The following is a 14558-nucleotide window of genomic DNA, read 5'->3' on the forward strand; positions in this document are numbered from 1 at the left end:
TTCTACACAAATTTATTTAATGCATCCAGGTAAGCGTTTGCCGAAGCGCGTACAATGTCTGTACTAAAGCCATATCCCATATATGATTTATCCTCATAGATCACGCGCATATCAACCTTCGATACATCGTCGCTTCCTCCATGAATGGAATGGATGTTAAACTCTTTAATTTCAATATTTTGACCGAGTATATGTTCAATGGCTTTTATAGTGGCGCTCACCGGTCCGTTACCAGTAGCAGTAGCTTCATGTTCAGAACCTTTATAAAGCAATTTAACAATGGCTTCCGGATCTGATTGATCTCCGCAGGTTACCTGCAATGAATTGATCTTTAAACCGTTTTTGAAGTTTGTCTCGGCTTCGTCACCCATTAAAATTAAAAGATCATCGTCTTTAATCTCTTTTTTCTCATCGGCCATTACCAAAAAGCGCTGATAGGTTTGGTCCAGGTCTATTCTTTCGATGGAATATCCTAAACGCTCCAGGTGATGCTTAAGAGCATGTCGTCCGCTGCGGGCGGTCAGGATAATCTCCGACTGGTCAATTCCTACATCTTCAGGATTCATGATCTCATAAGTTTCGCGGTGTTTCAGCACCCCGTCCTGGTGAATACCAGAACTATGAGCAAACGCATTTCTGCCGACAATGGCTTTGTTTGGCTGAACAGGCATACGCATCATGCGGCTTACCATACCACTAAGGGGGTAAAGCTGTCTGGTATTGATATTTATTTTATCGTGATAGCCAAGCCCTTTGTGAGTATTCAATATCATAACGACTTCCTCCAGGGAAGTATTGCCTGCGCGTTCGCCTATACCATTTATAGTACATTCAATCTGACGGGCACCGTTTTGGAGTCCTGCAATGCTGTTTGCTGTAGCCAGGCCAAGATCGTTATGGCAATGAACAGAGATCACAGCATTGTCGATATTCCTGACATTTTCTTTCAGAAAGCGGATCTTCTCCCCGTACTGTTCAGGAAGACAATATCCGTTAGTATCGGGGATATTTACAACAGTTGCTCCGGCTGCTATCACCGCCTCAATCATTTGTGCCAGGTAAACGTTATCTGCTCTTCCTGCATCTTCCGCATAAAATTCAACATCTTCTACAAAAGACTTCGCATATTTAACTGCTTCAACGGCACGCTCCAAGATAACTTCGCGGGTGCTGTTGAACTTGTACTGAATATGCATATCAGAAGAGCCAATACCTGTATGGATACGGGGACGTTTAGCGTATTTCAAGGCTTCGGCTGCGCAGTCTATATCACCTTTATTTGCGCGTGTCAATGCACAAATGATAGGTTCGCGGATAGCCTTTGACAATTCAACTACGCTCTGAAAGTCTCCGGGACTTGAAATAGGAAAGCCTGCTTCGATAATATCAACCCCCAGCGACTGGAGGGCTTCTCCAATAATAATCTTTTCAGGAGTTGTTAATTGAGAACCGGGTACCTGCTCGCCATCACGTAGCGTGGTGTCAAAAATAAATATACGGTTAGGATCGTGTAACATGATTATTGGGGTGTTGATGTTGATTTTTGGGATAAAGACTTATGCCGACGAGTGCATGTCTGGATATCATCCCCGAATATTATATTCATTAAAATACTCTTCTTCATTATATTAAACAGCTTTCTGCAATTGTTTCCACTTTCTTAACTTCGCCGTTCTCTAAGATTATTCTTTTTTCCAGGCAGGCTGGCAGATCAGACTCGAAATGCCCTACGTAGATCAGCGTCATTCCATTGCTGCTCAATTCGTCAACCAATTTATTGAAATACTGTGTCTGATGCAGGTCAAGGCCCTGACAAGGTTCATCCAGTATCAGAAGTTCCGGGTTTTTAATGATCGTCCTCGCCAGCAAAACCAGCCGTTGTTTTCCCAAAGGAAGCGTGCTCAGCAAGTCGTTCTTGTCATCGGTTAAGCCAAAGAAGTTAATGAGCTCATCGACTTTTGTGCTTTTTGAAAACGGAAGCTGTTTAAACAAGCCTACTGAATCAAAAAAACCTGAGGCTATACTCTGCCATACCGTTGACGAAGAATCAAAATACCAGTGAAACTCCGGAGAAATAATGCCTATATGTTGTTTTATGTCCCAGATACTTTCTCCGCTGCCTCTTTTATTACCAAACAGATAAAAATCATTGGCATAAGACTGAGGATGGTCGCCGTTGATCAAACTTAATAAAGTCGATTTTCCGGATCCGTTATGTCCCTGTAGCAGCCATTTTTCACCAGCCCTGACTTCCCAGTTTATATTTTTTAAGACCTGCTTTTCGCCATAACTGATATTAACATTAATCATTCTGACTATCTCGTCAGATGGATATACCGGCGCTTCCTTTAGAAAGTCGGGAAGTTTTCTGCCAGGTCTTTCCATTGAAACCGGGTCCAATTTAGCAGAAGGAAGCCTTTCAAGCTGTCCCTCCCTGATCCGGGCAAAGCGATTGATGCAGGAAGGCAATTCGGTGTCGTTTGCTATTATGATAAGCTGAACACCTTCTGCTGAGATATCATTTAATAAGTGGTCCAGTTTTACACGCGATAAAACGTCCAATCCTGTATAAGGCTGATCAATAATTAAAAGTTGAGGTTTTAACCACAAAGCCTTAATCAGCTGTAACTTTTTATGTTCGCCGCTGGACAATTCCAGCAAAGACGAATTCATGAAAGTAACGAACTGCAATTCAATTAAAAGCTTTTCGGCCGCCGTAAACTCGAGTTGATGTTCCTTTCCGAAGTTCCGAAGCTCAGCCCCGACACTTAATGTGTCCTTTGCCTGAAGGCTGGTATACCGCTGCTGGTAGTAAAAGTTAGCAACTCCTTCTATGTTTTTAAACTGATACCAGCTTTCAACATAGAAGACCCGGGCTGGCAGAGCGCTTTTTGTATTAAAGCTGAAGGTGACATTTCCCGAATAACTCTGTAAACCAGCAATAACTTTTGCCAATGAAGATTTGCCAGTACCGCTGGAACCTGTAAGCAGCCAGCTTTCGCCGGGAAATATATCCCAGTTCAAATCCCTTATTACCAGTTTATGCTGGTATTTTACGTTAAGGTTTTGAATACTGACCAGTGGTTCTGACATATAGTATTTTGTATTTAAGAAGGTGTCCATAAGCCGGATCCTCGTCTTGTCTCTTCGTCATCCTGAACTGTTTTGTGATCAGGACCCTGATTCGTTTCTTCCGTCATCCTGAACTTGTTTCAGGATCTCTTGCCTAAGCAAGTCCTGCAAGTATAATTCAAGAGATGCCGAAATAAATTCGGCATGACGACCTGCCTTATGATCTGCATTTTAGCAAATTTGGCATGACGATCTACGTTATACGAGGATGAGACTTTTGGACACCTTCTTTATGTTTTTAGACTGTTTTGATAGCTTTCATTGCAGTCATCGCTTTACGCAACTTTGTACCTACAATTTCAACAGGGTGATTTCGAAGGATCTCGTTAATAGTTACCAGTTGAGTGTTATCAACAGATCCGTCCTTGCCTTCATTGAAGTTTTTACCAACAAGGTCAGTATCCACTTTTTTCATGAAGTCGGCCAATAAAGGCTTACAAGCCTGATCAAACAGGTAGCAACCATATTCTGCCGTATCAGAAATTACACGGTTCATTTCGAACAATTTTTTACGTGCAATAGTATTCGCAATAAGCGGAGTTTCGTGTAAAGACTCATAATATGCAGACTCTGGTTTAATACCCGCTTCAACCATAGTTTCGAAAGCTAATTCAACACCTGCTCTAACAAATGCAACCATTAGAAGGTAGTTGTCAAAATATTCCTGCTCTCCGATCTTTACATCACCAGCAGGAGTTTTTTCGAAAGCAGTTTCACCTGTTTCAGCTCTCCATGCCAATAAATTTTTATCTCCGTTAGCCCAGTCTTCCATCATGATGCGGCTGAATTCGCCACTCATGATATCATCCTGATGTTTTTGGAATAGTGGACGCATGATCTCTTTAAGCTCTTCAGAAACGTCAAAAGCTTTGATCTTAGCAACATTGCTTAAACGATCCATCATTCCTGATACGCCACCATGTTTCAAAGCTTCAGTGATAACTTCAACTCCATATTGAACCAGTTTAGACGCATAACCAGCATCGATTCCTTTTTCAACCATTTTATCGAAAGACAAAATAGAACCGGTTTGTAAAAGACCGCAAAGGATAGTTTGCTCACCCATCAAATCTGATTTTACCTCAGCTACGAAAGATGATCTTAATACGCCCGCTTTGTGACCGCCTGTACCAACGCAATATGCTTTAGCCTCAGCCAAACCTTTACCCTGAGGGTCATTTTCTGGATGAACAGCAATTAATGTTGGAACACCAAAACCTCTTACATACTCAGATCTAACCTCGCTACCAGGAGATTTAGGAGCAACCATAATAACGGTAAGGTCTTTGCGGATCTGCATGCCTTCTTCAACGATATTGAAACCATGAGAGTAAGAAAGCGTAGCGCCTTGTTTCATCAATGGCATTACAGCATTAACAACGGCGGTGTGCTGTTTATCAGGCGTAAGATTGATCACAAGGTCAGCAGTAGGAAGTAATTCTTCGTAAGTTCCAACTGTGAAGTTATTACCGGTAGCATTTTTCCATGAATCTCTTTTGCCTTCGATCGCCTCTTTGCGTAATGCATAACTTACATCTAAGCCACTATCTCTTAAGTTTAAACCTTGATTTAAACCTTGGGCGCCGCAACCTACTATTACAATTTTCTTTCCTTTCAACGCATTTACGCCGTCAGAAAATTCTGAACTGTCCATGAATTCGCATACTCCCAATTGATTTAATTGTTCTCTAAGGGGCAGTGTATTAAAATAATTTGCCATTTTTTATTGCTTGATTTCTATTTGATTTTCTTATTAAATATTTCGTTAGTTCTATCGGCTCGCAAAGCGATTAAAGGATGCGAATATCCTAAATTGACGCTAAATTACTGCAATTCAATTCATTTAATTTTCCGATCCTTCATTTGCCTTCTTTTACAGGAGATACTTACATGGTGAAAACTTTATCGGCACTATTTAGATACTCATTTTCAACCACTTCATGACCAGGTTCCTGACTTTCAAACTCACGAAGTTTCCGGTTAAATCCTTCACTGTCTTTGATGATCATCACTCTGGCACTTCTGACGAACTCAATCAATCCATATGGCTGAAGCTTGTGGATCAGGGCATCTGTTTCCTCCCGGTGACCGGTAGTTTCAAATACGGTATAATCATGTCTGATCACTACCGCCCGTGCGCCGTTTTCACGTAAAAGACGCTCAACAATAGCTTTCTCGGCAATCTCGTCCGTAGGGACCTTATAAAGAGCCATTTCCTGCCAGATCACATCTTCATTGGTATTATAATAAACCTTAAGCACTTCTACCTGCTTTTCAATCTGGCGGCATACTTTGCTAACAACATTTTCAGATTCGGTGATAACGATGTTGAAGCGGTGAATGCTGTCGATCTCTGAAGGAGAGGTATTTAAGCTTTCTATGTTGATCTTTCTTCTGCTAAAGATAATTGCAATACGCGTAAGTAAACCGATTTGGTTCTCGGTATAGACGGTGATATTATATTCCTGTTTCTCTGGGTTTGGAATGTGAGTAGTCATGATTTTTTAGTTTTTTAGCTTGACTTTATCCTTTTTACCTTAACTAAGCCTGATTTCACTTACGCTGCAGCCTTGCGGCACCATTGGAAATACATTGTTCTCTTTGGTAACCATTACCTCAAGAAGGTATGAACCATCGTGTTCGATCATCGTCTTAAGGGCAGATTTCAAACTTTCACGATCGTTAACGCTTTGGCCAGGAATGTTATATCCTTCAGCAACCTTTACAAAATTAGGGCTGGTAATATTTACGAAAGAATAACGTCTGTCATTGAATAGCTCCTGCCATTGGCGAACCATACCTAAAAACTGGTTATTAAGTATCAGGATTTTCACCCCTACGTTAAACTGCATGATGGTTCCAAGTTCCTGGATGGTCATCTGCACACCGCCATCGCCGATCACTGCTATTACCTCCTTGTCGGGCGCCCCGAATTTAGCACCAATTGCTGCTGGTAAAGAAAATCCCATAGTTCCCAAACCGCCGCTTGTAATATTGCTGCGGGTATTGTTAAACTTAGCATAGCGGCATGCCACCATCTGATGCTGGCCAACGTCGGTTACTATAATGGCTTCACCATTGGTTAATTCATTAACTTGCTGGATCACTTCACCCATGGTCAGCTCTTCTGACGAAGGGAATAACTCATCCTTTATAACTGCTTCTACTTCCTGACGGGTAAATTCATTGAATTTCGCCAGCCATTCTGTATGCTGCTTTTGTTCGATCAATTCTGTAAGGATGGGAAGCGTTTCTTTGCAGTCACCCCATACCTGTACAGTGGTCTGAACGTTTTTGTCAATTTCTGCAGGGTCAATATCGAAGTGAATTACTTTCGCCTGTTTGGCATATTTATCAAGGCGTCCGGTAACTCGGTCGTCGAAACGCATTCCTATAGCAATAAGTACGTCACATTCATTTGTTAATACATTGGGACCGTAGTTTCCATGCATTCCAAGCATACCCACGTTTAGAGGATGGGTAGTTGGTATGGCACCTGCGCCAAGAATCGTCCATGCCGCCGGTATTCCCGATTTTTCAACAAAGGTTTTAAACTCCTGTTCGGCACTACCCAATAGCACACCTTGTCCCCATAGAATGAATGGTTTTTTCGCAGAGTTGATAAGCCTTGCAGCTTCTTCTACATATTCTCTCCGGACTATTGGTTTCGGACGATAACTCCGGATATGCTTGCAAGGCGTATAGCCTTTATATTCGAACTTTTGGAACTGTGCATTTTTTGTGATATCGATCAGTACCGGACCAGGTCTTCCGCTTTTTGCGATATAAAAAGCCTTAGCCAGTACTTCGGGGATCTCTGTAGCGTCAGTAACCTGGTAATTCCATTTGGTAACAGGGGTGGTGATATTGATAACGTCAGTTTCCTGGAAGGCGTCTGTACCTAATAGATGAGCAAATACTTGCCCTGTTATACAAACAAGAGGAGTGCTGTCGATCTGGGCGTCAGCAAGGCCGGTTACAAGGTTTGTTGCTCCCGGACCACTGGTAGCGAATACAACACCAACTTTGCCTGATGCCCTTGCGTAACCCTGACCTGCATGTATACCTCCCTGCTCATGACGGACTAATATATGGTTAAGCTTATCATTGTAATCATACAAGGCATCGTAGATAGGCATAATTGCGCCTCCCGGATAACCAAAAATGACATCCGTGCCTTCTGCGATCAATGCTTCCAATACGGCTTGCGAACCACTAAGTTCGATGCCTGTTTTCTGCTCTGCAGCGGTTAATTCCTGTTGTGCTGTATCCATTGTTATTTAGATTAGAGACCTGGTTAAGATTTGCTTGCTTGCCTTATCTTTCCCAGAATCGTGTTTCTATTATTTGTTTGTTTACAAGTCCGTTACACAGCCTTCTGCTGCGGTACTAACCTGTTTTGCATATTTATATAAAAGGCCTTTTTTAGCTTTTAATTCCGGCTGAGTCCATCTTGCACGTCGCGCGGCAATTTCTTCGTCAGAAACTTTAAGATTGATACTGTTCTCAATGGCATCAAGTTCAATGATGTCATTGTCCTGAACCAATCCGATTAAGCCTCCTTTGTAAGCTTCCGGGGTGATGTGACCCACTACGAAACCATGAGTACCACCGCTAAAACGGCCGTCAGTGATCAGGGCAACGCTTTTGCCTAATCCCACACCGATAAGGGCTGAAGTTGGTTTAAGCATCTCAGGCATTCCTGGAGCTCCAACCGGACCCACATTCCTGATAACAACTACGTCTCCGTGCTGAACGCGTCCTGACTGGATACCTTCGATCAGCTCGAACTCACCGTCGAATACACGTGCCGGACCAACAAAACGCTCACCTTCTTTACCGGTGATCTTTGCGACACTTCCGCCTTCTGCAAGGTTTCCATAAAGGATTTGCAGGTGACCGGTTGCTTTAATTGGATTTTCTGCAGGAAGAATTATTTTCTGAGATTCAAAATCCAGGGATGGGATATCTGCAAGGTTTTCAGCAAGAGTTTTACCAGTACAGGTAAGGGTGCTTCCATCTATCCAGCCTTTTTCCAAAGCGTATTTCATCACAGCAGGCACCCCTCCAATATTATGAAGGTCTTCCATCATATATTTTCCGCTCGGTTTCATATCCGCAAGTACAGGGATACGGTTGCTGATAGCCTGGAAATCATCCTGGGTTAACTCAACATCCACACTCTTGGCAATTGCCAATAAATGCAGAACCGCATTGGTAGATCCACCAAGAAGCATGATGACCACAATAGCATTTTCAAAAGCCTGACGGGTCATGATGTCTTTTGGTTTGATATCACGCTCCATTAATAAACGGATCGCTTTTCCTGCTGCAAGGCACTCTTGCTTCTTCTCCTCGCTTAATGCCGGATTGGAAGAAGAATAAGGCAAGCTCATACCAAGAGCTTCAATTGCTGCAGCCATCGTATTTGCAGTATATATACCACCGCATGCTCCCGCACTTGGACAAGAGTTTTTGATGATCTCCTTAAAGTCGATGTCACTAAGTTCGCCAGCCATTTTTTTACCCAGGGCTTCGAAGGCGGAAACGATGTTCAGATCTTCTCCTTTGTAGTGTCCCGGGTGAATAGTACCGCCATACACCATAATTGATGGACGGTTTAATCTGCCCATTGCCATCACAGAACCAGGCATATTTTTGTCGCATCCAGGCAAAGCAATCAGCGAATCATAGTACTGAGCTCCACAAACTGCCTCGATTGAATCAGCAATAATATCACGGCTCACCAACGAATAACGCATACCTTCTGTTCCATTACTCATGCCATCGCTCACACCAATGGTATTGAAAATCAGACCAACGAGATCCTCTGCCCATACGCCCTCTTTAACCAGCTTGGCAAGGTCGTTCAGGTGCATGTTACAGGTGTTGCCATCATAACCCATACTTGCAATTCCCACCTGGGCCTTTTGCATGTCCTCTTCAGTCAGGCCAATTCCGTAAAGCATGGCTTGTGCTGCCGGCTGTGTAGGGTCTTGAGTCAGGGTTTTGCTGTAGCGGTTCAATTCGTTTACAGTTGTTGTGCTTTCTGTATTATCAGATAAGGTCATGTCGTTTTATTATTTTTAAAAACCTATAGATATAAAAAAAGCGCCTCCGTTGTTAGAAGGCGCTTACGTTTTCTTTTATTAAGACACCTTCGAATGAGAAGCAATGAGGAGCACCACAATTACGTTAATAACAGGTACCAAACTTGTCACAGTAATGCTCAATCTTCTTCTTAATCTTGGGTTCATGTTCTTACAAACTCTGTTTTGAATTTTGATATGTTCAAGGTAGGAACTTGGAATTTATCAATCAATAGGGGTAGGTTGAATTTTTAATTTAATATAATATTTTATTATGAGCACATTCTTTAGAATAAAATATTGAATGAAGTGTGTTTACTGATATTTAGTATTTGTGCAGAATACCAAAACCAATTTCGGTATACAGTTTTGCTAATTGCTTGTTTCTAAAAATGCCGCCTGTTTCCGCCTAAAAAGTATTGACAATTAAAAAAAGTGAAAAAAAAAGCGCCCGGTGGATTGTGATCTTGTCGCTCTTCGAATTTATAATTCCCCTTTTGTCAGCGTTTCCAAAGAGTACGCAAAAGTCTTCAAAACAAAAGCGGCCGGTTGATCATCAACCGGCCGCTTAATTTTGAAGGCAGAAAACTAAAGTTTTACACCTTCGGCAAGTACCATTATTTTGTTGTCAAGTACTTCAACAACTCCGCCTTTAATGAAGAAACTTTCTTCTCCTTTGCCAGTGCGGATAATCACTTTACCATCATCGAGGGTTGAGATTATGGGAGCGTGGTTGTTTAGTATCTCAAAAGATCCCTGTACGCCAGGAACAGTTACGGATGAAACTTCCCCTTCAAATACTGTATTATCTGGTGTTAAAATCTCTAATGTCATATACTTCGTAATAAGTTGTAAGTCTTAAGTTGAAAGTTATAAGTTGTGATACAGACTTATAACCTACAACTTATAACTCAAGAACTAATTTTATGCAGTTGCTTCAGCAAGTAATTTCTTGCCTTTTTCAATTGCATCTTCAATGGTTCCTACAAGGTTGAACGCAGCTTCAGGATACTCATCCACTTTTCCGTCCATGATCATGTTGAAACCTTTTATAGTATCTTTAATATCAACCAATACTCCCTTTAAGCCAGTGAACTGCTCAGCAACGTGGAACGGCTGAGACAAGAAACGCTGAACACGACGTGCCCGGGATACTACCAGTTTATCTTCCTCAGAAAGTTCGTCCATACCCAGGATGGCGATAATGTCCTGAAGTTCCTTGTAGCGTTGTAGAGTTTCTTTTACGCGTTGTGCGCAATCGTAATGCTCATTTCCTAAAACAGCAGCACTCAAAATACGAGAAGTTGAATCTAGAGGGTCAACCGCAGGGTAGATACCTAACTCAGCAATCTTACGTGAAAGTACAGTTGTTGCATCTAAGTGAGCAAACGTTGTAGCAGGAGCAGGGTCAGTCAAGTCATCCGCAGGTACATAAACTGCCTGTACAGAAGTGATTGATCCGCGTTTTGTAGAAGTGATACGTTCCTGCATTAAACCCATTTCAGTAGCGAGAGTTGGTTGGTAACCTACAGCTGAAGGCATACGGCCTAAAAGTGCAGATACCTCAGAACCAGCCTGGGTAAAGCGGAAGATATTATCGATGAAGAAAAGGATATCACGTCCTTGTCCTTGCTCATCGCCATCACGGAAGTATTCAGCAATGGTAAGACCAGAAAGGGCAACCCGTGCACGCGCACCTGGAGGCTCATTCATCTGTCCGAAAACGAATGTAGCTTTAGATTCTTTTAATTCGTTTTCGTCAATCTTGTCAAGGTTCCATTCTCCCTTTTCCATTCCATGCATGAACTCTTCACCATATTTAATGATGCCAGATTCTAGCATTTCACGAAGTAAGTCGTTACCTTCACGGGTACGCTCGCCTACACCAGCAAATACCGAAAGACCACCGTGTCCTTTGGCAATGTTGTTGATCAGCTCCTGGATCAACACCGTTTTACCAACACCAGCACCACCAAACAACCCGATCTTACCACCTTTAGCATAAGGCTCTAAAAGGTCGATTACTTTGATGCCGGTGAAAAGAACTTCCGTTTCAGTTGAAAGGTCCTCAAATCTCGGAGGTTGAGCATGGATAGGGCGTCCTGTCGACTTGTCAAGATCCCTGATGCCGTCTATTGCATCTCCAACCACGTTAAATACACGTCCTTTGATACTTTCGCCAATAGGCATTTTAATCGGAGCACCTGTATCGACCACTGCTAATCCACGAACTAGTCCGTCGGTTGAATCCATGGCAATTGCACGAACGCGATCTTCGCCGAGGTGTTGCTGTACTTCAAGGATAATTTTTTGGCCGTTAGCCTTAGTTATCTCTAAAGCATCGAAAATTTGAGGGAGCTTAGCGTCGTCCGCAAAGCTTACGTCAACTACGGGACCGATAATCTGCGCTATTTTTCCAGTGTTAGGCATATAAATTTTGGATGAAATTTTTGTTACTCAATTACATAAGCATCACAATGATGCTGATTTTGGTGCCGCAAAAATACGTTTTATTAAAGAAAATCAAATGACTGTTTAAAAGAATTTTAATCACTGGTGATGATTTTTTAAAACCGATCAGTTTTGGCCTTGTTCTCTTTGAATAAAAACATCGAAAATGAAAGCTATAAGTGTGATAACCAAGGGTTTTTTTGAGTGTAAAAAACGCTGGGCAGCTCTGTTAATATTTATTTTTTTCAGTGCAGTTGTATATGCCCAAAGATCTGATGATGACAGTCGGGTTACTACAGAGTTTAATTATGACAGCAGGGAAATGGCCTGGTACGCCCAGCCCTGGATCTGGGCTATTGTAGCTGCCGTGCTGATCTTGTTAATTGCTTTTGTAAGTAAAGGGTACTTAAAAAGGCATATGGAAGATGATTCGGAAACCGGAACGACGCACTAAAATAAATTGTGTAATTTTTTCGCTGGCATATTTATTGTTTATACAATTATACTAAGCATTAAATCTATGAAAACGATAAGAAAAATTACAAAAACTGAAGTGTGGTTAACTGCTTTGGTTATGACAATGAACCTTTTGTTTGGAGCCGGCGCTTTTGCTCAGAATTCAGCACCTGAACAAGTGGATGTGAATATTAACACCAATTCGGGTGGCGCTGGCTGGTATGCCCAACCCTGGGTTTGGGTGGTAGGAGTAGCGCTCTTTATCATCATTATCATTGCCATCACCAGAAGCGGCAACAGCCGGGAAGTATAGACAAATCCAGTACTTATATTAAACCAGAGGAGACGAATTATTTTCGTCTCTTTTTGTTTGCGCCCTTTGCTGATATTTGCTCTATGAAAACAATTCTGGTAACAGGCAGCAATGGCTTGCTTGGGCAAAAGTTAACAAGTCTGATCTGTGGATCTGGCCGGGCAAATCTGATAGCTACTTCACGCGGAGCAAATCGAAATCCTTTATCTGAAGGCTATTTGTATGTTCAAATGAATATATCAGAGCAGTCACAAATTAAAGAGGTAATTTCAACATACAAACCAGACGTGGTCATCAATACAGCTGCAATAACAAATGTGGATATTTGTCACATTCAGAGAGAGCTTTGTACACAAGTCAATGTAACTGCAGTTGAACATCTTGCAAAAATCTGCAAGGAACTTAATATTCATCTCATTCATCTTTCAACCGATTTCGTGTTTGACGGAAATGCGGGTCCCTATTCGGAGGATGCTTTGCCAAATCCGCTTAGTTTTTACGGGGAAAGTAAAGTGCAGGCAGAACAAGTAATCAGAGATTCCGGATGCAAATGGGCGATAATCAGAACTATCCTGGTGTATGGCATAACAGCAAGTAGTAGTCGCTCAAATATTGTTTTATGGGCGAAAAGTTCTCTGGAAAAGGGGGCGCCTATAAAGGTGGTGAATGATCAATGGCGTATGCCAACGCTTGCCGAAGATCTTGCCGAAGGCTGTTTACTCACTGCAGAAAAAGAAGCAACAGGAATTTTTCACATATCAGGAAAGGATATGATGAGTGTTTATGAACTGGTTCAGCAGGTAGGGGCTTTTTGGAACCTCGATACCTCACTGATTCAGCCCGTTTCTTCTGCTACGCTTAATCAGGAGGCAAAGCGTCCTCTGAAAACAGGCTTCATACTTGATAAGGCAATAAGAGAACTGGGCTATAAGCCGCATTCATTCCTTGAGGGGCTAAAACTTCAAAAAATGCAAATTCAATTAGCCGGCATATAGAAATATCAAATTAAAGTCTAATTTAGTAAAATTCAGTTATTCAATAGCTGAGATATTGATCAACATAAATTTAATCCGATGGATCCAAATGCTAGCTTATTAATTACCGTAGTTGGGGCCGTAATAGCCCTCTTTTTCTTCTTCTATATTTTACCGGTGAATCTCTGGTTTACTGCACAGCTCTCAGGCGTAAAAGTAAGTCTGTTAAATCTTTTTCTTATGCGATTGAGGAAAGTGCCACCATCATTGGTTGTTAATGCAATGATTACCTCCACTAAAGCCGGTCTGGATTTAACTTCCAATGATATCGAAACGCATTATTTAGCCGGTGGACATGTAAATAATGTTATTAAGGCACTCATATCTGCTGATAAGGCAAATATTCCCCTCGACTTCAGGCTGGCAACTGCCATAGATCTCGCAGGTCGGGACGTATTTGATGCCGTCCAGTTATCGGTAAATCCCCGGGTTATTAATACTCCGCCGGTTGCCGCCGTGGCTAAAGACGGTATTCAGTTAATTGCTAAAGCACGAGTAACGGTTAGGGCCAACATCAACCAGTTAGTGGGTGGGGCTGGAGAAGAAACCATTCTTGCAAGGGTAGGTGAGGGGATAGTAACAACTATAGGATCTTCAACCAATCACAAAGAGGTACTTGAGAATCCGGATAAAATATCAAAGGTAGTTCTAAATAAAGGACTGGACAGCGGCACGGCTTTCGAAATCCTATCTATTGACATTGCAGATATCGATATAGGTGATAATATTGGTGCGAAACTTCAAACCGATCAGGCGGAGGCCGACCTTAAGGTTGCTAATGCCAGGGCCGAAGAACGACGCGCTATGGCGGTGGCTTCTGAACAGGAGATGCGTTCAAAAGCGCAGGAAGCCCGTGCAAAAGTTATAGAGGCCGAAGCGCAACTACCATTGGCCATGGCTGAAGCTTTCCGCTCGGGCAATCTTGGTATCATGGATTATTACCGGATGGAAAACCTTAAATCCGATACGGAGATGAGGGATTCTATTGCCAAACCAGCGCCTGGTAAAGGGAAACAATCTTAATGTTTGTAAATCAATGGTTTCAAACTTTGGGGTCTGTTGAAATGAAAAAAACTTAAAAAA

The 14558-nt window shown here is 42.1% G+C and carries 12 protein-coding genes; 4 read left to right on the top strand and 8 right to left on the bottom strand.

Annotated elements, in window-relative coordinates; translation table 11 throughout:
* Positions 1–2: 2 nt before the first annotated feature.
* The 8 genes from J3P37_RS11665 to atpD form a co-directional block, all read right to left on the bottom strand.
* Entirely contained in the window at positions 3–1517 is a 1515-nt protein-coding gene (locus J3P37_RS11665; protein ID WP_256011332.1) for a 2-isopropylmalate synthase, read from the bottom strand.
* A gap of 106 nt (positions 1518–1623) precedes the next feature.
* Positions 1624–3093 carry an ATP-binding cassette domain-containing protein gene (locus J3P37_RS11670; RefSeq protein WP_256011334.1) on the bottom strand — a complete coding sequence of 490 codons (1470 nt, stop codon included), beginning with the start codon at positions 3091–3093 and terminating at the stop codon, positions 1624–1626.
* Positions 3094–3370: 277 nt separating this feature from the next.
* Entirely contained in the window at positions 3371–4852 is a 1482-nt protein-coding gene (gene ilvC, locus J3P37_RS11675) for a ketol-acid reductoisomerase (RefSeq protein ID WP_256011335.1), read from the bottom strand.
* A gap of 166 nt (positions 4853–5018) precedes the next feature.
* On the bottom strand, positions 5019–5630 hold the full coding sequence (ilvN, locus tag J3P37_RS11680; protein WP_256011337.1) for an acetolactate synthase small subunit: 612 nt from the start codon (positions 5628–5630) through the stop codon (positions 5019–5021).
* Positions 5631–5669: 39 nt separating this feature from the next.
* A complete protein-coding gene (gene ilvB / locus J3P37_RS11685; protein ID WP_256011338.1) occupies positions 5670–7406 on the bottom strand; it encodes a biosynthetic-type acetolactate synthase large subunit in 1737 nt (578 codons plus the stop codon).
* A gap of 81 nt (positions 7407–7487) precedes the next feature.
* The gene (gene ilvD, locus J3P37_RS11690) at positions 7488–9203 is read right to left on the bottom strand and encodes a dihydroxy-acid dehydratase (RefSeq protein ID WP_256011339.1); all 1716 of its coding nucleotides are present in this window, start codon (positions 9201–9203) and stop codon (positions 7488–7490) included.
* Between the two features lie 606 nt (positions 9204–9809).
* Complete coding sequence (atpC, locus tag J3P37_RS11695; RefSeq protein ID WP_256011341.1) at positions 9810–10055, bottom strand: ATP synthase F1 subunit epsilon; 246 nt, start codon at positions 10053–10055, stop codon at positions 9810–9812.
* 90 nt (positions 10056–10145) lie between these two features.
* Positions 10146–11651, bottom strand: coding sequence for a F0F1 ATP synthase subunit beta (gene atpD / locus J3P37_RS11700; RefSeq protein ID WP_256011343.1), 1506 nt, complete (start codon positions 11649–11651; stop codon positions 10146–10148).
* A gap of 187 nt (positions 11652–11838) precedes the next feature.
* Between atpD and J3P37_RS11705 the strand changes: the two genes are divergently transcribed.
* The 4 genes from J3P37_RS11705 to floA all read left to right on the top strand — a co-directional run bounded on the left by J3P37_RS11705 (position 11839) and on the right by floA (position 14498).
* Positions 11839–12126: a hypothetical protein gene (locus tag J3P37_RS11705; RefSeq protein WP_256011344.1), complete on the top strand. Its 288-nt coding sequence runs from the start codon at positions 11839–11841 to the stop codon at positions 12124–12126.
* 66 nt (positions 12127–12192) lie between these two features.
* Positions 12193–12441: a hypothetical protein gene (locus tag J3P37_RS11710; RefSeq protein WP_256011345.1), complete on the top strand. Its 249-nt coding sequence runs from the start codon at positions 12193–12195 to the stop codon at positions 12439–12441.
* An 83-nt stretch (positions 12442–12524) separates the two neighbouring features.
* Positions 12525–13436, top strand: coding sequence for an SDR family oxidoreductase (locus J3P37_RS11715; RefSeq protein WP_256011347.1), 912 nt, complete (start codon positions 12525–12527; stop codon positions 13434–13436).
* 78 nt (positions 13437–13514) lie between these two features.
* Positions 13515–14498 carry a flotillin-like protein FloA gene (floA, locus tag J3P37_RS11720; RefSeq protein WP_256011348.1) on the top strand — a complete coding sequence of 328 codons (984 nt, stop codon included), beginning with the start codon at positions 13515–13517 and terminating at the stop codon, positions 14496–14498.
* Positions 14499–14558: the final 60 nt, after the last annotated feature.

It is taken from the genome of Desertivirga xinjiangensis (assembly GCF_024436435.1).
Lineage (GTDB): Bacteria > Bacteroidota > Bacteroidia > Sphingobacteriales > Sphingobacteriaceae > Desertivirga > Desertivirga xinjiangensis.

Excerpts from the sequence above, each read along its gene's own strand:
- ilvC (WP_256011335.1), bottom strand. The coding sequence starts at position 4,852 with ATGGCAAATTATTTTAATACACTGCCCCTTAGAGAACAATTAAATCAA.
- floA (WP_256011348.1), top strand. The coding sequence starts at position 13,515 with ATGGATCCAAATGCTAGCTTATTAATTACCGTAGTTGGGGCCGTAATA.
- atpD (WP_256011343.1), bottom strand. The coding sequence starts at position 11,651 with ATGCCTAACACTGGAAAAATAGCGCAGATTATCGGTCCCGTAGTTGAC.
- J3P37_RS11710 (WP_256011345.1), top strand. The coding sequence starts at position 12,193 with ATGAAAACGATAAGAAAAATTACAAAAACTGAAGTGTGGTTAACTGCT.
- atpC (WP_256011341.1), bottom strand. The coding sequence starts at position 10,055 with ATGACATTAGAGATTTTAACACCAGATAATACAGTATTTGAAGGGGAA.
- ilvD (WP_256011339.1), bottom strand. The coding sequence starts at position 9,203 with ATGACCTTATCTGATAATACAGAAAGCACAACAACTGTAAACGAATTG.
- ilvN (WP_256011337.1), bottom strand. The coding sequence starts at position 5,630 with ATGACTACTCACATTCCAAACCCAGAGAAACAGGAATATAATATCACC.
- J3P37_RS11715 (WP_256011347.1), top strand. The coding sequence starts at position 12,525 with ATGAAAACAATTCTGGTAACAGGCAGCAATGGCTTGCTTGGGCAAAAG.
- J3P37_RS11705 (WP_256011344.1), top strand. The coding sequence starts at position 11,839 with ATGAAAGCTATAAGTGTGATAACCAAGGGTTTTTTTGAGTGTAAAAAA.
- ilvB (WP_256011338.1), bottom strand. The coding sequence starts at position 7,406 with ATGGATACAGCACAACAGGAATTAACCGCTGCAGAGCAGAAAACAGGC.
- J3P37_RS11670 (WP_256011334.1), bottom strand. The coding sequence starts at position 3,093 with ATGTCAGAACCACTGGTCAGTATTCAAAACCTTAACGTAAAATACCAG.
- J3P37_RS11665 (WP_256011332.1), bottom strand. The coding sequence starts at position 1,517 with ATGTTACACGATCCTAACCGTATATTTATTTTTGACACCACGCTACGT.